Origin of the sequence: Enterococcus moraviensis ATCC BAA-383, assembly GCF_000407445.1 — a bacterium.
In the GTDB taxonomy this organism is placed as follows: Bacteria; Bacillota; Bacilli; order Lactobacillales; family Enterococcaceae; genus Enterococcus_L; species Enterococcus_L moraviensis.
In genome coordinates this window covers 500,439-520,466 of sequence record NZ_ASWB01000002.1, presented here as the reverse complement: position 1 = coordinate 520,466, position 20,028 = coordinate 500,439, and the positions used below count along the sequence as shown (strand labels likewise).

Annotated in this window: 20 protein-coding genes and 1 riboswitch; of the genes, 8 read left to right on the top strand and 12 right to left on the bottom strand. The window is 35.8% G+C overall.

What is annotated here, in order from left to right:
- The first annotated feature begins 7 nt into the window (after nucleotides 1-7).
- The 3 genes from I586_RS08470 to I586_RS08460 all read left to right on the top strand — a co-directional run bounded on the left by I586_RS08470 (nucleotide 8) and on the right by I586_RS08460 (nucleotide 3,846).
- Entirely contained in the window at nucleotides 8-643 is a 636-nt protein-coding gene (locus tag I586_RS08470) for a GntR family transcriptional regulator (protein ID WP_010765559.1), read from the top strand.
- A 304-nt stretch (nucleotides 644-947) separates the two neighbouring features.
- Nucleotides 948-2,138, top strand: a complete 1,191-nt coding sequence (locus I586_RS08465) for a quaternary amine ABC transporter ATP-binding protein (RefSeq protein WP_010765560.1) — start codon at nucleotides 948-950, stop codon at nucleotides 2,136-2,138.
- Entirely contained in the window at nucleotides 2,131-3,846 is a 1,716-nt protein-coding gene (locus I586_RS08460) for an ABC transporter permease/substrate binding protein (protein WP_010765561.1), read from the top strand. Before I586_RS08465 ends, I586_RS08460 begins: the two co-directional genes overlap by 8 nt.
- A gap of 37 nt (nucleotides 3,847-3,883) precedes the next feature.
- Here the strand turns inward: I586_RS08460 and I586_RS08455 are convergent, their stop codons facing one another.
- The 9 genes from I586_RS08455 to I586_RS08415 form a co-directional block, all read right to left on the bottom strand.
- The gene (locus tag I586_RS08455) at nucleotides 3,884-4,519 is read right to left on the bottom strand and encodes a DUF421 domain-containing protein (RefSeq protein WP_139242639.1); all 636 of its coding nucleotides are present in this window, start codon (nucleotides 4,517-4,519) and stop codon (nucleotides 3,884-3,886) included.
- On the bottom strand, nucleotides 4,516-4,977 hold the full coding sequence (locus I586_RS08450; RefSeq protein WP_010765563.1) for a DUF3290 family protein: 462 nt from the start codon (nucleotides 4,975-4,977) through the stop codon (nucleotides 4,516-4,518). The genes I586_RS08455 and I586_RS08450 overlap by 4 nt, the downstream gene beginning before the upstream one ends.
- A 340-nt stretch (nucleotides 4,978-5,317) precedes the next feature.
- On the bottom strand, nucleotides 5,318-6,631 hold the full coding sequence (locus I586_RS08445) for a glucosaminidase domain-containing protein (protein WP_010765564.1): 1,314 nt from the start codon (nucleotides 6,629-6,631) through the stop codon (nucleotides 5,318-5,320).
- A 466-nt stretch (nucleotides 6,632-7,097) separates the two neighbouring features.
- Entirely contained in the window at nucleotides 7,098-8,171 is a 1,074-nt protein-coding gene (locus I586_RS08440; RefSeq protein ID WP_010765565.1) for an ABC transporter substrate-binding protein, read from the bottom strand.
- Nucleotides 8,168-9,004: an ABC transporter permease gene (locus I586_RS08435; RefSeq protein ID WP_010765566.1), complete on the bottom strand. Its 837-nt coding sequence runs from the start codon at nucleotides 9,002-9,004 to the stop codon at nucleotides 8,168-8,170. The genes I586_RS08440 and I586_RS08435 overlap by 4 nt, the downstream gene beginning before the upstream one ends.
- The gene (locus I586_RS08430; protein WP_010765567.1) at nucleotides 9,001-9,810 is read right to left on the bottom strand and encodes an ABC transporter permease; all 810 of its coding nucleotides are present in this window, start codon (nucleotides 9,808-9,810) and stop codon (nucleotides 9,001-9,003) included. Before I586_RS08430 ends, I586_RS08435 begins: the two co-directional genes overlap by 4 nt.
- An 11-nt stretch (nucleotides 9,811-9,821) precedes the next feature.
- Nucleotides 9,822-10,907, bottom strand: coding sequence for an ABC transporter ATP-binding protein (locus tag I586_RS08425; RefSeq protein WP_010765568.1), 1,086 nt, complete (start codon nucleotides 10,905-10,907; stop codon nucleotides 9,822-9,824).
- Between the two features lie 60 nt (nucleotides 10,908-10,967).
- Nucleotides 10,968-11,510 (bottom strand): helix-turn-helix domain-containing protein, encoded by a 543-nt coding sequence (locus I586_RS08420; RefSeq protein WP_010765569.1) that lies wholly within the window; start codon nucleotides 11,508-11,510, stop codon nucleotides 10,968-10,970.
- 202 nt (nucleotides 11,511-11,712) lie between these two features.
- Nucleotides 11,713-12,231 (bottom strand): FUSC family protein, encoded by a 519-nt coding sequence (locus I586_RS08415; protein WP_010765570.1) that lies wholly within the window; start codon nucleotides 12,229-12,231, stop codon nucleotides 11,713-11,715.
- Between the two features lie 412 nt (nucleotides 12,232-12,643).
- Between I586_RS08415 and I586_RS08410 the strand changes: the two genes are divergently transcribed.
- The 4 genes from I586_RS08410 to I586_RS08395 are packed head-to-tail and all read left to right on the top strand — an operon-like array spanning nucleotide 12,644 to nucleotide 15,626.
- Nucleotides 12,644-13,636 carry an oxidoreductase gene (locus tag I586_RS08410; RefSeq protein WP_034702095.1) on the top strand — a complete coding sequence of 331 codons (993 nt, stop codon included), beginning with the start codon at nucleotides 12,644-12,646 and terminating at the stop codon, nucleotides 13,634-13,636.
- A gap of 16 nt (nucleotides 13,637-13,652) precedes the next feature.
- The gene (gene coaB, locus I586_RS08405) at nucleotides 13,653-14,420 is read left to right on the top strand and encodes a phosphopantothenate--cysteine ligase (RefSeq protein WP_010765572.1); all 768 of its coding nucleotides are present in this window, start codon (nucleotides 13,653-13,655) and stop codon (nucleotides 14,418-14,420) included.
- Between the two features lie 2 nt (nucleotides 14,421-14,422).
- A complete protein-coding gene (gene coaC / locus I586_RS08400) occupies nucleotides 14,423-14,965 on the top strand; it encodes a phosphopantothenoylcysteine decarboxylase (RefSeq protein ID WP_010765573.1) in 543 nt (180 codons plus the stop codon).
- A gap of 16 nt (nucleotides 14,966-14,981) precedes the next feature.
- Nucleotides 14,982-15,626 (top strand): ECF transporter S component, encoded by a 645-nt coding sequence (locus tag I586_RS08395; RefSeq protein ID WP_010765574.1) that lies wholly within the window; start codon nucleotides 14,982-14,984, stop codon nucleotides 15,624-15,626.
- Between the two features lie 36 nt (nucleotides 15,627-15,662).
- On the opposite strand, the gene I586_RS08390 is transcribed toward I586_RS08395, so the two are convergent.
- A complete protein-coding gene (locus tag I586_RS08390) occupies nucleotides 15,663-16,868 on the bottom strand; it encodes an aminoacyltransferase (RefSeq protein ID WP_010765575.1) in 1,206 nt (401 codons plus the stop codon).
- A 174-nt stretch (nucleotides 16,869-17,042) separates the two neighbouring features.
- Complete coding sequence (locus I586_RS08385; RefSeq protein ID WP_010765576.1) at nucleotides 17,043-17,549, bottom strand: QueT transporter family protein; 507 nt, start codon at nucleotides 17,547-17,549, stop codon at nucleotides 17,043-17,045.
- A gap of 12 nt (nucleotides 17,550-17,561) precedes the next feature.
- Nucleotides 17,562-17,607, bottom strand: a riboswitch (PreQ1 riboswitch).
- 180 nt (nucleotides 17,608-17,787) lie between these two features.
- Here I586_RS08385 and I586_RS08380 point away from each other — a divergent pair.
- Nucleotides 17,788-18,747: a diacylglycerol/lipid kinase family protein gene (locus I586_RS08380; RefSeq protein ID WP_010765577.1), complete on the top strand. Its 960-nt coding sequence runs from the start codon at nucleotides 17,788-17,790 to the stop codon at nucleotides 18,745-18,747.
- A 50-nt stretch (nucleotides 18,748-18,797) separates the two neighbouring features.
- Here the strand turns inward: I586_RS08380 and I586_RS08375 are convergent, their stop codons facing one another.
- Nucleotides 18,798-19,913, bottom strand: coding sequence for a PLP-dependent transferase (locus tag I586_RS08375; protein WP_010765578.1), 1,116 nt, complete (start codon nucleotides 19,911-19,913; stop codon nucleotides 18,798-18,800).
- Nucleotides 19,914-20,028: the final 115 nt, after the last annotated feature.

Below are 20,028 nucleotides of genomic sequence, written 5' to 3'. Positions count from 1 at the left end.
GTCAAACATGACTTCAAAACGAATGAATGTGACAAAACCAAAATATCAACAAATCGCAGTAGACGTCGCAACCAAAATCGCTGATAAAACGTTTACCGTCGGCGATAAAATTCACGCACGTTCTACTCTTGCTAATAAATACAGCGTATCGCCTGAAACTGCCCGTAAAGCAATTAGCGTATTAGTTGATTTAGAAATCGTCCAAGCCAAACATGGCAGTGGTTTTTATGTACATTCGATGGAAAAAGCTAAGCTCTTCGTTGATCAATATCAAGATGTTCAATCCATTCATGATTTAAAAGAAGATCTTATAGACAGTGTCAAAAAACAAAAAGAGGAATTGAGCCATTTCTCAGAAATATTAGATAAATTGGTAGACCAAACAAAACGTTTTGATTCCTTTAACCCGTTGAATCCAGTTACGTTTACACTTACTGATGATGCATCACATCTCGAAATGACAATCAGTGAATTAAACTTATGGCAAAGCACTTCTGCTACGTTAATCGCAATTAAACACGGTGATGAATTATTGGTATCCCCTGGGCCTTATGCAAAGCTTACTTCCGGTGATACGATTTATTTTGTTGGACATGAATCAACGTTACAACGTGTTCAAAACTTTTTCTATCCAAATTCATAATGTAAAATAAGCGATCAACCTTTAAAAAAGGTTGATCGCTTATTTGTTTTCTCAATAAAAGCAAGCAATTTGACAAAGTGACTAGCCGATGTTAATCTAGAATGGTCACTTTTTTACAGAAAAGAAATTGTTTTTCTTTTCATTCTTTTGTAAAAAAGAAATGGATTGTTTGGCTTCGCAGGCTAGCTCTTCGGGAAAAAGATAAAATCTGATTGTGGCAAAAAACGCCACATTCTGATTTTCCTATTTTCCTGTCAGAGCTGGACGAGCCTGCTCAGCTTTTAAAATAAGGAGGAATTTTGTTTTGCCCAAAGTAAAAGTATCGCATTTAACAAAAATATTCGGTAAAAAATCAAAACAAGCACTGGATATGATCAAAGAAAACAAAGACAAAACGGAAATCTTGAAAAAGACTGGTGCTACTGTCGGTGTTTATGATGTCAATTTCGAAGTAGAAGCAGGAGAGATTTTCGTGATAATGGGTCTTTCAGGTAGTGGGAAATCCACGTTGATTCGCCTTTTGAACCGTCTGATTGAGCCAACTTCTGGGAATATTTTTATCGATAATCAAGATATCTCAAAATTGGATAAAGAAGGTCTTAGAGAAGTTCGTCGGAATAAAATGAGTATGGTCTTCCAAAACTTTGGTCTTTTCCCTCACCGTACAATCTTAGAAAACACAGAATATGGTTTGGAAGTTCGCGGTGTACCAAAAGAAGAGCGGACAGCTAAAGCTGAGCAAGCATTAGAAAACTCAAGTTTATTAGCGTTTAAAGATCAGTTTCCTAATCAATTATCTGGTGGGATGCAACAACGCGTCGGCTTGGCTCGTGCCTTAGCAAATGATCCAGAAATCTTATTGATGGACGAAGCCTTTTCAGCACTTGATCCGTTGATTCGTCGGGAAATGCAAGATGAATTGGTCGATTTACAGGAAAACGTGAAGAAGACCATTATCTTTATCACACATGATTTGAATGAAGCTTTACGCATTGGTGATCGAATTGCTCTAATGAAAGACGGTCAAATCATGCAAATCGGAACTGGTGAAGAAATTTTAACAAATCCTGCTAATGATTACGTTCGTACCTTCGTTGAAGATGTTGATCGTTCTAAAGTTTTAACAGCTCAAAATATTATGGTGCCAGCATTAACAACAAATATTGAAATCGATGGTCCAACCGTTGCATTAACCCGTATGCGTCAAGAAGAAGTAAGTATGCTTTTGGCCGTTGATAAAAAACGTCAATTAAAAGGCGTAGTAAGAGCTGAACGTGCGTTAGAGGCTCGTAAAGCTGGCAAACCTTTAACGGACTATGTAGACACAGATATCACTTCTATCGACAAAGATATGCTAGTCAATGATATCTTCCCGATCATCTATGATTCACCTACACCAGTTGCCGTAACAGACAACAATAAATTGCTTGGTGTTGTTATTCGAGGCAGCGTTCTTGAAGCACTAGCAGAAACAGAGGTGAACATCAATGAATAATTATCAATTACCAGTAGCAAATTGGGTCGAAACGATCACAGAATGGATGACAAATACGTTCTCTGGTGTCTTTAGTTTCTTCCAAACAACAGGACAAAGTTTAATGGATGGAATTACCTCTCTATTAGTTGCGATTCCTCCAGTACTATTTATTATCATTTTAACTGCCATTGCATTTTTTATTTCGAATAAGAAAATTGGATTAAGTTTATTTACACTAATTGGTTTACTTTTCATTTATAACCAAAATTTATGGACCGATTTGATGAGTACCGTAACATTAGTTTTACTCTCTAGTGTGGTTTCTATTGTTATCGGTGTTCCTCTTGGTATCTTAATGGCAAAAAGTAATAAAGCGCAAAGTATTATTACACCTATTTTAGATTTCATGCAAACAATGCCTGGATTCGTTTATTTGATTCCTGCAGTTGCCTTTTTCGGAATCGGTATGGTTCCTGGGGTATTCGCCTCAGTTATCTTTGCTTTACCACCTACCGTTCGTTTTACGAATCTTGGGATTCGTCAAGTACCAAAAGAATTGGTGGAAGCTTCTGATTCATTTGGTAGCACAGGTTGGCAAAAATTATTCAAACTTGAATTACCATTAGCTAAGAATACAATCATGGCTGGTGTCAACCAAACAACAATGTTGGCCCTTTCTATGGTCGTTATCGCATCAATGATTGGTGCACCTGGTCTTGGTCGTGGCGTTCTTTCTGCTTTACAACGTGCCCAAGTCGGAAATGGTTTTGTTAACGGTGTTGCATTGGTTATTCTAGCCATTATCATCGATCGTTTTACTCAAAATTTGAATAAGAAAAAAACTGCGCCAGCTAAATCAAAACTCACTAAAAATCAAAAAATTGGTGGAAGTGTACTTGCTGTTATCGCAATCATTGCTTTGATTGGCGGCTCTACTCTTTTCTCTTCTGCTAAAAATGAAGAGAAAAATATTTCTCTTGCTTATGTAGAATGGGATACAGAAGTTGCATCTACTCATGTTATTGGTGAAGTTTTAAAAGATGTTGGCTATAATGTTTCATTAACTCCTTTAGATAATGCCATTATGTGGGAGTCAATCTCTAAAGGAGAAACAGATGCAATGGTTGCCGCTTGGCTTCCTGGAACGCATGGTGAACAATACAAACAGTATAAAGATAAAGTGGATGATTTAGGTGAAAATCTAAAAGGTGCTAAACTTGGTATCGTTGTTCCACAATATATGGATGTCAATTCCATTGAAGACTTAACCAATCAAGCTGGTAAAAAAATCACTGGGATCGAACCTGGTGCAGGTGTTGTTGCTGCCGCTGAAAAAACGCAAAAAGCGTATAATAACTTATCAGATTGGTCAGTTGAAACCTCTTCTTCTGGTGCAATGACCGTTGCTCTTGGACAAGCAATCAAAAATAAGCAAGAAATTGTTATTACCGGTTGGTCTCCTCATTGGATGTTTGCTAAATACGATCTTAAATACTTAGAAGATCCAAAAGGAACAATGGGTAGTGAAGAAGCCATTCACACGATGGCCAAAAAAGGATTAGAAAAAGAAAATCCTGAAGCTTACACTATTTTGAAAAACTTTCATTGGACAAAAGAAGACATGGAATCTGTGATGTTAGAAATCAACAATGGAACAGATCCTACGCAAGCCGCTAGAGATTGGATCGACAGTCATTCAAAAGAAGTTGCTGAGTGGAAAAAATAAATGAAAAAACTGACCACATTGAATGTGGTCAGTTTTTTCATTTATAAGGAACGATTCTAAGCGTTCCTTGAAAGTATTCTGCGACGAAGATAGTTGAAGCTTCTGTATAATTTTGTTTTGCTAACTCTTCCATAAGCCAATTTTTGTCTTTATTGATATCCTCTAACGCATCTTCTATGATCAAGCCATCTGTAATAAGATACAATCCTCGATTTGGATCCCCTTTACGAACAATTGTTAAATCACCATTTTGCTCTAACTGTACACGTTTAACTTCTGTTATTGTATTAATATCATGTAGCCTAAGCATTGTACCAAAATCATGAGCGGATAGATTCGCCTGCTTAAAATTTTCAGGAATCATTTGTCCTTTATCGATCAAGATAATTGGCTGTCCATCAACTATTTTTTTAATTTCTGGATTCCTTAACTTAGCTATTCTTAAAACAGTAACTAATGTCCCCCAAATCAATAATACAATCAAAAATTGTAAGACCGTAATTTGCGAATTGTAAATCACACCACCGATAATTCCCCCCAATACATAGTTTTGAATTTGATCTGCAGCACTTTTTGGTGCTAGATTTCCTTTTCCAGAAATATTAATAAAAATAATCAGACATAATAAACCTATCGTTAACTTTAAACCCACATCAAAATAAGGAAACATTATGTTGTACCTCCTGTATCAACCGTTTGAAATTCTTCTTGATTTTTTACCTCAATTTTTTCTATAAGATAGGAACTTTTGTCATCTGACATATGAATCAAATAAAATTCTCCCTCGACTTCGACAATAGGGTCCACATTTAAATCTGTACGATTCATTTTTAATTTGTTTGGTTCAATCTTCATTGATTTAGCCACAGTTTGCAAGGTTCCTATCATTTGTGCATATTGATTATCACTGGCCTCGTCATTATAGTATGTATTTAATTGAATACCTGCTAATAATAATAAAAGTACAATGATCAAAATACCGACTTCTTTAAATTTGTAATCCAATCGCCTACGAATCCAAAAGAACCCCATTACAAGTAAAATTACAAATAATCCTGCCATGATTGCCCATTGTATCTTATTTACCGTATGGGTTTGTTGTAGTAAATAATCGTATGTATAAAACTGCACCTTTTCTCACTCCTTACACGATTCTTTCTAAATAATCGTACTATAAAATCACCAAAACATACAATAAAAACCTTAAAAATGATTTTTGAACAAAAAAATACCGCTCGGCTGGGTGACCGAGCGGAAAGGAGTTCTTTTTACTTGAGGAGTAAAAATGAAAAAGTGTTTTGTTTGGGTTTGTTATTGGGTATGTACTAATAATAGCCCGAAGATTTGAAGAAACTATGCCTAAATCATTTAGGTTTTATTTAGAATGATTAAGAAAATGTAAATCCTTAAAAAAAAGCCAATAACAATATCAAACTTTTTATGTTTGACATCATTATTGACTTATCTCTATTTATTTAGGGGTTACATAAGCTAGTGTATTCGCTGTGTCTTTATCGATTACTCTAAATGAAACCATTCCTAAACCAGCAACATTCATCTCTGAAATTAAAATAGAACCATCCTCATAAACATGTTCAACAAACGCAACATGTCCATATGTTCCATCAGCACCAGCTACTGTTGGTTGGAAGCTTACGGCTGTTCCAGCTTTTGGTTTGTTAGATACTTCATAACCATTCGCTTTTCCTGTTGCAGCCCAATCCATTCCGTTACCCATTGTTGTTTCAACATAACCTTCTAATTGAACAATACGATTGTAGACATATTGCGTACAGTTACCTGCTGCATATGCTTCTGAACCAGAATAGGTTTCTCCTGTATATTCTTTGAAGTCACTATCTGGATGACTGTCTGTAACGATGATTCCACTTGTTGAAGTAGATGGTTTTTCTTTATCGTATTCAGTCAAATCATATTCTTCGATAAAAGCATTCAGTTTTTGATCATAACTAGTATCCGTAGCATAAACACCTGTTAGAGATTTTGTTGCTTCGCGATAGCTTACAGCATTTGATTTCCAAGTTCCTGAATAAATTGTTTTGTTTGAATCAATGCCTTTTTTCATCAACTTAGCATAATCTTCAAATGATTCTTTGTATCCAGGATACTTTTTGAAAGAAGCATCAATTGTATACCAATTGCCTGATCCGTCGTCTTCTTGTGTAGAAAAGACAACTTTTTCTCCTTTGTACTCCCCTTTGATCCCAAAAAGATTATGATACGGTTGCTGGCTTAAATCACTATTACCAGAACCTGTTTCTAAAATGGCTTGAGCAATCATGACAGAAGCATACAAGTCGTTTTTTTGACCGACAGCACGCGCTTTTTCACCAATACGGCGAATAAACGTTTCTGTTGGTTCATTTTTTACGATTTTAATTATTTGATCCAATTGCTCTTCAGTCGGTGCATGATCCGTGATTGGCTGAACAGATTCTTCTGGCACTACTGGTGTTTCAATCGGAGTGCTTGGTTGTGGCTCAACAGGCACCTCCTCTTGACTGCTTGTAGGAGGTTGAGCTTCTTCTGAAGGGTCTGTGGTCGTAACGGTTGTTTCCGTTGTACCAGTTTCTGATTCAGGAATAGATGACTCTGTAGTCTCCGTCTCTTCTGTTGAAGAAGTTTCAGTTGTTGTTTCCGACGTTCCTTCTTCAATAGTACTCGACTCTGACTGTGATAATTCATCAGCATGTCCGATAACTGGTATTACGTTAACACTGAGTAATACACAAATCATCTGTAATGATAATAATTTTCTTTTCATTCAATTTAGTTCCTCTCACATGTATTAAAGATTCTGATGGTTTCAATTATGGTTAGAATCGATCACGCATCGTTTAGGTTGATTCTTTTTTGCTGTTAGGTAGGTAGCTAACTTTTTAAAATTTTTAAAGCACTGAATATTGATTTAACCATTACAGCTTTTAAAACTTTTTGAGTGTGAGAATAACATGAAATCCCTATTGTTACACGATTTCTTTGGATGTTCTTCCATATATCCACCTACCTTTTAACTCTAAAAATCTTTTTTAACCTTCTATAAGTTGAGTTTATTTTACCATAAGTATAGGGGAAAATCTTGTACTTAACTCAAAAGATTGGAAAGTTTCGAAAAAAATTCATGTTTCGGACAAATAATGTCCCTTTTATAACGATTTGCCACACTTTTAAAAAAATCTCTTATTTGATCAGCGAATTAATACTGATCAAATAAGAGATTTTAATAGTCATTATTTTCGATACATTTTAAACTCAAGAAATAGGTCATTATAGATGCCCAAATATTTTGCCCCTAGATCTTCATAAACTTCTAAATTTTTGATTACTTCATCATTTGGGTAAAACTGTTCATCACTTGAAATTTCCGCAGGTAATAATTTTTTTGCCGCTTTGTTTGGGGTGGAATAGCCAATATATTCTGCATTTTGTGCTGCATTATCAGGTCTGAGCATGAAATTGATAAAATCATATGAGCCTTTAATATTTTTTGCTGTCTTTGGAATCACAATATTATCAAACCAAAGATTTGAGCCTTCTGAAGGAATGACATAATGCAGATGCTCATTGCCATCAAGCATTTCAGCTGCTTCACCAGAGAACGTTACAGCGGCGGCACTCTCTTCATTTATCATATACATCTTGATTTCATCAGCAACGATTGCCTTGACGTTTGTCGTAAGATTATTTAATTTGTCGGTTGCTTGACGCAACTCTTGATTATTTTTACTATTTAAAGAGTATCCTAAGCTATTTAAAGATAAGCCTAATACTTCACGAGCACCATCAATCAACATGACATTATCTTTCAATTTAGGTTTCCACAAATCATCCCAATGCTTGATTTCATCTTCGCCTATAAATTTGTCATTGTAAATAATCCCTAACGTCCCCCAAAAATAAGGAATCGAGTAGTGGTTTTGCGGATCGAAATCTAAATTCAAAAAACGTTCATCGAGGTTTTCTAATCCTTTCAGCTTTTTTTGGTCTATTGGCAACAGCATTTTTTCCTTCATCATTTTTTGAATCATATATTCAGAAGGAATCGTGATATCATACGCTGTTCCACCTTGCTGGATTTTTGTAAACATCGCTTCATTTGAATCAAACGTTTCATAGTTTACTTTATAGCCTGACTCTTTTTCAAATTTACGCAATAAATCTGGATCGATATAATCGCCCCAATTGTATATCGTCAAGGTATCAGCACCAGCCATTCCACTGGCTTTCTCCAATTGATGAACACCCAAAAATAGAATCAAAATGATTGCTAGAATACCAATGAGTAATGATTGTAGTTTTTTCATTTCAGATTAGCCACCTCACTTTGTTCTCGGCGCATTTTCTTCACGCGTTTTGATGTATTGTCTTGGCTGATGAAATAATAACCAATCACTAAAATCATAGAAAAAATAAATACTAATGCACTTAGAGCGTTGATTTCTAAACTAATTCCTTGTCTTGCACGAGAGTAAATCTCCACTGAAAGTGTTGAAAAACCATTTCCTGTAACAAAAAAAGTCACTGCAAAGTCATCTAACGAATACGTAAAAGCCATAAAATAGCCTGCTATGATTCCTGGTGATAAAAAAGGTAAAATAATATTTTTGATTACTTGCACATTATTTGCCCCAAGGTCACGAGCGGCATCGACCATTGAATCATTCATCTCTTGTAGTTTGGGCAGTACCATCAAAACTACGATCGGGATACTAAATGCAATATGTGATAATAAAACACTAGTAAATCCTAAGCTGATAAACCCAACTGCTGTAAAGAAAATCAAAAAGCTAGCCCCGATGATAACATCAGGTGATACAAGTAATATATTATTAAAACTCATTAAAGTCGTTCTTGTTTTTCTGCGTCTCGTGTAATAGATTCCCATCGCACCAAACGTACCGATGATCGTTGCTAATAGTGCAGATAGAAATGCTAGTAAAAAGGTATTCAACACAATGATCAAAAGACGAGTATCTTCAAAAACAGCGGTATAATTTGCTAAGGTGAACCCAGTAAATTTATTCATCGTATCCGTGTCATTGAATGAATAAAAAATCAGATAAAAAATAGGTGCATACAATAAAGCAAAAACGATGATTAAGTATAGGTAAGACCACTTGAATTTTTTCTTTATCATTTCACCCGCCCCTTTTTCTTCTTCTCACCCGTCAATAGCATCACGATAAACATCGCCACAATCAAAATCACACCGATCGTTGATCCCATTCCCCAGTTTTGAGTGACCATAAAATGCTCTTCTATAGCTGTTCCTAACGTGATTACCCGATTTCCACCAATCAAACGAGTCAACATGAATAAAGAAAGTGACGGAATAAAAACCGCTTGAACTCCACTTTTCACACCGTTTAGAGAAAGTGGAAAAATTACTCGTTGAAATGTTTCAACACTATTAGCACCTAAATCACGACTTGCACTGATCAGCGATGGGTTCAATTCTTCTAGTGCATTAAAAATAGGTAAGATCATAAATGGAATTTCAATATACGTCGCTACAAATAAAAAGCTAAAATCTGTAAACAATATTTGCTGTGGTCCGATGCCGATAAACCCTAAAAACTGATTGATATTTCCATGAATACTAAAAATGCCAATAAATGCATAAGCTTTCAGCAGGAGATTCACCCACGTCGGTAAAATCACTAACATCAACCATAGTTGTTTATGCTTTAACTTTGTTAAAAAATAAGCTGTCGGATAACTGATCAAAAATGTAAATAACGTGATCAAAAAAGCATACCATACAGAATTCAGCGTCATACTCAAATAGGTACCCGAAGTAAAATAAGTTTGATAATTCTCTAAGGTAAAATGTCCATTCATGTCAAAAAAAGATTGGTAGATGATCATCAAAACAGGTGCAATCACAAATAATAATAGCCACATCATATAAGGGATCGAATAAATCCGACGCATTGTTTTCATTCTTACTCCTCCTATTCTTCGTAGCTTTCTAGACGAGCATCAAAATCTTCTTCAGACTCGTTGAAACGCATCACATGAATATCTTCTGGTTCAAAAAACAGTCCGACTTTAGCACCTTCAATTGCTTTTTTAGTTGAATGGACCATCCACTCATTGTGATCATCATCGTGACAAATAATTTCATAATGTACGCCACGGAATAATTGCGTGTCGACCGTTACCACTAATTTCCCCTTATCTGCAGTTGTGATTGTCAAATCTTCTGGACGAAGCATGATTTCAACTGGTTCCGCTTGGCGCATACCGCCATCCACACATTCAAAACGTTTTCCAACAAATTCCACTAAATTATCTTCGATCATTGTCCCGTTAACAATATTACTTTCACCAACAAAATCAGCGACAAAATGATTGATTGGTTCATCATAAATATCCACGGGCGTACCACTTTGCACGATGTGTCCTTTGTTCATGACAAAGATTTCATCACTCATTGCTAAGGCCTCTTCTTGATCATGAGTAACAAAAATGAAAGTAATTCCTAATCGCTGTTGCAGTTCTCGCAACTCATACTGCATATCTGTCCGCAATTTCAAATCTAAGGCAGATAATGGTTCATCTAATAACAATACCTTCGGTTCATTCACAATCGCTCGAGCGATTGCTACACGTTGGCGTTGACCACCTGACATTTCACTTATTTCTCTTGTCTCGTAACCAGGTAATTGCACCATGCGCAAAGCATCCTTGACTTTTTTTTCAATCTCTTTTTTTGATATTTTTTTAATTTTCAAGCCAAATGCTACATTGTCAAAAACATTCATATGAGGAAACAAAGCGTAATCTTGAAAGACGGTATTCACTTGACGTTTATTTGCTGGTACATCATTGATTCTTTGTCCATCAAAGTAAACATCTCCTTCCGTTGCATCCGCAAAACCAGCTAAGATCCGTAATATTGTTGTTTTTCCACAACCAGAAGGACCAAGTAAAGTATAAAATTTCCCTTGCTCAATTTCAAAACTGACATTTTTCAGTACTTTCTCATCATCATATTGTTTCACGACATTTTCAAACGTAATAATATTTTTTTTCAATCAGTGATGCCTCCTATAATAAAAGTGTAATGGGCTCGATTAATTTCTCTAAAATAACGATTATAAATACGATTCGGTAGCGACGATCAACACTCGACTTTTTCCTTTTGAATGGTTGATCAGTTGATGAGGTTCTGTGGCCTGATAGTACATGGCTTGTCCTTTTTTTGCAGAGTATGTCGCTTCACCTAGTATCAGTGAAACAGAGCCATCGATCACATAAATAAACGTTTCTGATAAGGAAGGTTCAAACGTTTTATATTGACCATCCTTCTCAAAAGTCAACAAGATAGGTTCCATCTCTTTTTCATTCGATTCTGGAATCAACCATTTTAGTTCATAGCCGTTTTCTTCATCATAATAAAGAGTACTATCTTCATCTTTATAAACAATTTTTTGTTCTAATGTCCGTTCACTAAAAAATTGTTCGGGCGTAACACCTAACACTTCTAAAATATTAAAGAATGTTTCCATTGAGGGTGAACTTAAATCACGTTCAAGTTGAGAAATATACCCTTTTGTCAAATCGGTTCGTTCGCCTAGTTCTTCTTGTGTTAAGTTTTTTTGTACGCGTAAATTGCGTAACTTCTCACCAATATCCATCAGACCACCTCATTTCTTTTTATGAAAAAGCAACTAAAAGTTTGCTAATACTAAACTACAAGTTTAATTTTACCTTTTCTAGTATACGAATTTTTCAAAAAATAGCAACAAATTTTTACAATATTTTTGTATTTTTTTAGTATCATCTCATACTTTATACTAGCATTGATGACAGAATTTTGACAAAATAAAAAAGCGTCTGCTATTCAGACACTTCTTTCTTTTTTACAGGCTTTATAAATCTTTTTTTAGTAATCTTCATTGGGATAAGGTAATTTACCAATAGCGCTATGCCCATACCGATAAAACTATCTACAACTCTGGCAAATGCATAACCATATGATTGATTTGCAGGGATCATAAATACGATCGTCAGTAATGTGGCACATGCACCTACCGTTCCTTCGTGATAACCTAGACCTGCTAATAAAGCGATCATTAACGTAATGATTACGGGAATAAAAATCAACTGCACTAATTCCGTTCTACCTAAAACATTAAATACCGCAATCACTACTACCGACATCAATGCACCCATTACATTCCCAATAATACGATGCTTACCATATTTTAAGGTATTTTCCATGTCTTCTCTCAATGTAAAGACCGTTGTGATGGCTGCAACAACATAGGTTTCTCGTTTTAACAAAATACTGACTAGGATACAAAAAAAGACACTTAGACCTGTTTTAAATGTTCGCATTCCAATCTTAAACTTCAACAAACCGAATTCCTTTCAAACTTTATCATCAACACAATAGGTCTTGGCGTTTTACTTAGTTGAACGCAACTAAATATAAGCTGTCTTCCCTATTCTAACCTATTTTTGACTAAGTCGCATCCCAAAATGGCAAAGATTTCAGCATTTACTCTATAAAATCTTAACTTTTCTACTTTCTATTAAATAGCGAAAGCTCCAGCGCAATAATTTGGATTGGAACGCTAGTTTAGTATGGAAACATTCTTTTATCAACCTCTCTATTCACTGATTTACTTCACTTCTCAAGTGATTGGCGGTTTACTGAACTTTTTTCTATTTAAAACATTAAATTAAGACGATTTTACCAATGAAAAAAAACAGAATATGTTATGATAGTAACAATCAACTAAACCCAAACTAAAGGAGGTTAACGATTGTGAAGTTATCTGCTCTGATCATTAACGAGACCAATGAAACAATCACTTTAAGTACAGAAGAAACACCGATTGAAACACTAGACCAAGGGGATGTAACGATTCAAGTTGCTTACTCTTCCGTAAATTATAAAGATTCTTTAGCTGTTAAAAAGAATGGTGGTGTGATTCGCTCTTATCCTATGATTCCAGGTATTGACCTAAGTGGAACCGTTTTGACTTCTAATGATGAACGCTTTACTGAAGGACAAAAAGTATTAGTAACCGGATATGGTTTAGGGGTAACTCATATGGGAGGATTTGCTGAGATTGCCCGCGTACCTGGTGATTGGATTGTTCCTTTGCCTGATGAATTAAACTTAAAAGAGGCCATGGTTTTTGGTACTGCAGGATTTACCGCGGCATTATCTGTTCAGGCACTCGAAAAAAATGGTTTAACTCAAAATAAAGACGCTACGATTTTAGTCACAGGCGCAACAGGTGGTGTGGGAAGTTTAGCTATTGCCATGTTAAAAAAATTAGGGTATAAAAATATCTTGGCATTAAGCCGAAAAAAATCAGCAATCGACTCATTGAAAAAAATAGGTGCAACAGATGTCCTTCTCTTAGATGAATTCATGCCAGAAAAAATCAAACCATTATCAAAACAAACAATCGATTTTGCTATCGATACTGTTGGTGGTGATGTGACGAGTGCGTTGTTATCACAACTTCGTTACGATGGAAGCATTGCAATCTGTGGAAATGCAGCTGGAATCAACTTGAACACAACTGTCTTGCCATTTATTTTACGCAACGCTACCCTTCTAGGTATTGATTCAGTCAATGTTCCAATGAAAGAGCGTTTAGTGATTTGGCAACGTTTAGCCACTGATTTAAATGTTACCCCTTATGAATTAACAAATGAAATTTCTTTACAAGAACTTTCAGAAACTCTAAATCAATTACAAGCAGGAACGCATATTGGTCGCACGATCGTTAAAATGAGCTAAAAGGAGCAACTCTTATATGAATATTTTAATCACAGCTGGTGGAACTTCTGAAAAAATCGACAACGTTCGTTCCATCACCAACCACTCAACTGGACGACTAGGAAAAGCGATTGGCGAAACTTTTTTAGCAAATGGGCACTTCGTAACGTATGTCACTACGCCTCAAGCACTTCGCCCAAAAAGCGAAGATAATTTAACGGTGGTTGAGATCGAAACGACAAAAGACTTAGAATCCGCATTACGTGCTCAATTTAAGCTGCACTCTTTTGATAGCATCATTCACAGCATGGCGGTTAGTGATTTCACAACAGAAACTACTTTATCAGAAGATCTTTTTATTGAAAAACTTGCAGAATCATTGACAAAAAAAGGGAACTTAACAGATTTAGCCAAGTTAACTGAAGAACTTTACCACAGCTTAGATGAAATTGGGGAAACGATTCAACAAGAAAAAAAAATCCCATCTGGAACAGATCGTCTCTTGCTTTTTTTGAAAAAAAACCCTAAAATAATTTCAATGTTGAAAGACGAACAACCACAAGCAATTCTTGTTGGTTTCAAATTATTGGTTGGTGTTTCTACAGAGGAATTGTTACAAGTGGGACAGGCTATTTTAACGAAGAATAAATGTGACTTTGTCTTCGCTAATGATCTTGAGAAGATTCACGGCAACCAACATGAAGGAATTTTGATCGATGCGCAAGGCCAAACTGAAACAGCCGAGACAAAAAATGAGATTGCCCAACTGATTGTAAAAAAAGTTGAAGAAAAATGGAGGAAATAGTGATGAAAACAATACTATTAGGTATTTCTGGTAGTATTTCCGCTTATAAGGCGGCAGATATAACAAGTCAGTTGACTAAATTAGGGTACAATGTAGAAGTCATTATGACAACGAACAGCACAAAATTTATCACACCGTTGACACTACAATCATTATCAAAAAATCCGGTTCATACAGACGTTATGGAAGAGATCTCACCAGATAAAATCAATCACATTGAATTAGCAAAAAAAGCGGACCTCTTTTTAGTTGCTCCAGCTTCTGCTAATATTTTGGCAAAATTAGCCAATGGAATTGCCGATGATATGCTTTCAACTGTTGCGTTGGCTTTAAAGGAAGATGTTCCAAAATTTATCGCACCAGCAATGAATACTTATATGTACCAAAATCCAATTACACAAAGAAATCTTGTGACATTAAAAGAATTTGGATACCATGAAATCGATCCACGCGAAGCGTTATTGGCTTGTGGCGATTTTGGTCGTGGCGCACTTGCTACTGTTGAGGAGATCGTAACTACGATCAATGAATTTTTAGCCAAATAAGTTTGAGGAGTCATTTATGAAAAATACAAAAACATTTACGTTAACAGCTATGTTTTTAGCGATCTTGCTGTTATTATCTGCGGTTCCATTTTTAGGTTTTATTCCGATTGGTCCAATCAATGCAACGACAATGCATATCCCTGTAATTATTGCATCCATTGTTTTAGGTCCCAAGATTGGTGCATTTTTAGGCGGTGTTTTCGGAATCATCAGTATGATTCGCAGTACGATTGTTCTATCACCACTTTCATTTGTTTTCTCCCCATTTATTCCTGTGATTGGGACTGACCAAGGTAGTTGGAAAGCCATCATTGTGGCTCTGGTTCCTCGAATTCTTATTGGAATCGTTCCTTATTTTGTCTTTATGGGACTTAAAAAGGTAACAAATAATAAAACGACATCTCAAACAGTTAGTCTGTTTATTGCGGGGTTTCTTGGCTCCGTAACGAATACGATTCTTGTGATGAATTTGATTTACTTTTTATTTAAAGATTCATATGCACAAAGTATTGGTGTTAGCGGTAATGCTATTTATACTGGTATTTTAACCGTTATTTTTACTAGCGGTGTTGTAGAAGCAATCGTTGCCGCAGTTGCGACTGTCGGGGTTGCCTCAGTATTATTACGCTTAGTCAAAAAAAATGCCACACAAAAACTATAAAAAAAGATTGGGACAGTATTCTCTGCCCCAATCTTTTTATTTTTTCTGTTTCTTTAATTTATACGCATATTCACTTGCCTTAAATAATAACCCATTGACTGGCAAATCAAATTCACCGATAAATTCATTTACGGTTGGGTTAAAGTTCGCTTTAAACTTAATCAATCCATCACTCAAGCTACCTTCTAAGCCACCCATATTGCAAGATGTGCAGCCTCTTTCAAAACATTCATTGATTGCGTCAAACCAAGTTAGATATGCAGGCATATAGCGCTTGTAGCGATCGTCCATTCCTGCATACAAAATCTCACTAGTTGATCCAAAGGTAATTGCTAAGGCTCCAGCAACCACTGCAACATCACCGGAATGGGCGATATTTTCTTCCAATTCTGTCATTTCACGCGTTAGAGAAAAATCAAGTTCTTCTAAATTATGACGTTTCTTGACTTGATTTTCTTTTAAATTCGCTAGATCTTCTTTGTTTTTATCAAAGCGTTTTTTAGTTTCTTCAAAACGTTCTTTTAAATTTACTTCTGCTAACATGATAAATGAATTTTCTGGATAGATCGTTAATAGTTTTTCAAAATAGTCGCTATTTCTCAATGAAATATTTTGACGTTCCGTCGTCAATTCAATCACTTTAGCAAAATCATCAACTAATTCAGTATGCCCCTTTTTAACCGTAACACCTTTTTTCAGGGCTTGTTTCATCATTTTTTTTGTACTTTTTGATAGTTGGTCTTCGCTGAAATCTTCTTTGTATATATTTGCTTGAAAACGGGGTTGGATCGTCGCATCCATCGCCATCGTCAAACCTTGATGTTTCGCGCCACTTGCAACGATATTATCAATAACTGTTTGTGCCATTGGATCAATGATTTGTTCTGCTCCAAGGTGGAAATCTTTATAATGAACCGTTGGATCCATTTTTACAAATAACGCTTGTTTTTGCTTACCGAATCGCTTTAACTCTTTTAAAAAGAATGCAACAAGTTCTGAATTTGTATAATCCATGATTGGTCCACGGGGTGTATAAAGCATCGAAAATTTCATTGGTAGTGGTCTGATCAATACCAAGCTAGAGGCAACTAGGGTACCATTTTCATAAACTCCCACAATTTCAGAGCCCCAATTATCTTTTACTTTTGCCCATGCAGATGATTGTAATAAATTGCATAAGGGATGGCTTTCCACAAATTTATCGTGTTCTTTGGCATCAACGCCAATTTTAAATTCAAACATTATAAAAAAACTCCTCTACATTTTAGCTTCTGTATTACCATATCATAATTTATCCAGCAGGAACAGTAAAGTTTTTCATGAAATTGGTTAAAAAAATTTAAGAGATGGAGTCAAAACCAGATCAGTTTTGACTCCATCTCTTTCAGACAATATTCTAACTCATTTCTTTAATGATCAAAGTCGTTTTTCAAAATGAACAGATTTATTGATCCAGTACATCACTGGTGCAGCTACTGCCATTGTTGCGAATTCACTGAGAGCTAATGTTGCATAATTACCCCAAAATGCGGCTCCACCATTTGGTGCCAACATGAAAGCTATTATACACATTGTTGCGGTGAAAAATATCGTATTCAGCGCTAAACGTGCAATAACATTCGGTACCTTTTTGTGTAATAACGCAGTTAACCCTAACGAAATAAAGGATTGTAGTCCGCCATATAATGCATCAATAGCCCCGAAGCCAAAGAAAAAATTATAAACGACGACCCCTCCTAAAACACCCCACATCAATTTTCGATTGAAAACGACTAAGTGATTTAGACTTTCAGAAATTCTGAATTGGATCGGTCCTGACGAAACAGGAGCCACTAGAATCGTTAAGCCAAGATACAGTGCCATCACAATACCGTTCATTGTAATTGCTTTTACTTCACTGTTTGATAGAACAGTTTTTTGCATAGTTTCCCCTTCTTTCTCCTAGTTTTTTTACAAGGGATGGTTGATGAACCTTGTCGAGGAATCGTTCCTCAAAAAATGATACCTAGGCATTATATCTCAAAACAGAGCATTTCACAATGGTTATCTTCATTGGGGCATTCTTGCAGCGGTCCATTCCTTATTTCTATTTTTCGAGCATCCGTTATTCTTATATTTTCACTTGTCTGTTATAATAAGACTTTGTACAAGGAGGAAACAAATGAAGAAACATTTTTATCTCGTCATCAATGAAAATGCGGGTAGCGGAACCGGTCGTAAAACAGCCGAAAAAATCATTAAGCAATTACAAACCGCGAACATTGATTATACGACTTTTTATACAGATCATGCTGGACATGAAATAGAGATTGTTCAACAATTAGCTACAGACACGCTGATTCCTTGGCAAGCTGAACTTGATGTCGACGTGTTCCCGCTTTTAGTTGTTTTAGGTGGAGATGGCACATTGCATAGCGTTATCAATGCACTGCACACGTTCAATGCTGCTATTCCAATCGGATATATTCCTTGTGGTTCTGGTAATGATTTTGCTCGTGGCGTTGGGATTGCCAAACAAGCGGAAAAAGCCTTTTTTCAGTTGCTTAAAGCAGAAATGCCACAAGAAATCCAGGTCATCACCTTTGCTGAGTCCATTCAAGAAGAAGATGGGCTTGCGGTCAATAATATCGGTATTGGCTTAGATGCAGCAATTGTTAATGCAGCAAATACTTCTGCATCAAAAAATGCATTGAACAAGTTCAATATGGGGTCTTTGTCTTATATTTTTTCTATTTTAAAGGTATTATTCTCTCAAAAAGGCTTCCCGATTCTTGTTGAAATTAATGGAAAAATCCTTGAATTTGATCGTGCTTTTTTATGTACAGTGACAAAGCATCCTTATTTTGGTGGTGGTGTCCCTATTGCACCTGTTGCTGATCCAAGAAAACCAGTGCTTGATTTTGTGCTAGTTGAACGCATTAACCTGTTCAAAATTTTTTGGTTAATTCTATTATTAATTCAAAAAAAACATATGAAATCGAAATACCTTCATCATTTTCAATCTAGTAAACTTCGTATTGTTTCCACCGTACCACAATACGTTCATGCAGATGGTGAAATTTTGGGTAAAAGAAGTACTGATCTTTCTTTCGGAACAGAAACAAGATTATTTTGGTTTTAATGCCAGTAAAAGAAGAGGAAAAAACAGCATTTGTTTTTTCCTCTTCCTTTTTATTTTAATGATTCAAATGCCTGTTTTAAATCAGCTATCAAATCAGCTCCTGCTTCAATTCCTGTCGAAATTCTCAATACATCGGGTGTTAAGCCATAGGATTCTCTTAATTCTTTTGGAATATCTGCATGCGTTTGAGTGGTTGGATATGTGATCAAACTTTCAACACCACCAAGACTTTCAGCAAATGTAAAGATAGATAAGTTTCTCAGAAATTCTTTGATCATTTTTTGATCTTTGATTTTAAAACTTAACATACCTCCGCGGCCTGGATACATCACATCCTTGACATAGGGGCTTGTTTTCAAATAGCTAACGACTGCTTGCGCATTTTTTTCATGTCTTTCCATCCGTAAAGATAACGTCTTCATCCCTCTGATCAATAACCAACTATCAAATGGTGATAAAACGGCTCCCGTTGTATTTAGATTGTACGCTAAACGTTCTCCAACCTCTTTTGAACGCGTAATGACCACTCCTGCTAGTAAATCATTATGCCCACCTAAATACTTAGTAGCACTATGCAAAACAATATCCGCCCCTAACTCTAATGGTCTTTGAATCAGCGGAGTATAAAAAGTATTATCCACAATCAACTGAACATTATGGCGCTTCGTGAAAATGGCGATCTTCTCTATCGAAACTTCACTCATTAAAGGATTCGTTGGGGTTTCAATAAAGACAGCTGCTGTTTTATTTGTAATTGCTCTTTCAAAATCAGCTTCATCATCCACATAAACAAACTGATAAATCCCTTGTTTTTCTAACTCTTTAAAATAGCGGTAGCTCCCGCCATATAAATCTCTAGATGCGACAATCTGACTCCCTACTGGGAATTGACTAAATACTAATTGAACTGCACTCATTCCAGAACTTGTCGCTAAACCAACTGCACCGTTTTCTAATACTGCAAGTGCGGATTCAACAACTTCTCTGGTTGGATTTTTGGTGCGAGTGTAATCATAGCCCGTCGACTCACCTAGCGTTGGATGTTCATACGTCGTTGAAAAATAAATTGGCGTATTGATTGATCCAGTAACTGGATTTTGATGATTACCGATTTGTGCCAAAAATGTATCTGTTTGGATCTTTTCGGATTGCGCTTTTTTTTCCATTCACTTCCCTCATTTCTACCAAAATAGTGACCTTCATTTATCCCTAACACGTTCATGTGTTGCTTTTCATTATATACACTTACTTTGGCTCAAAGCAAGAAAAAACTAGGACAAC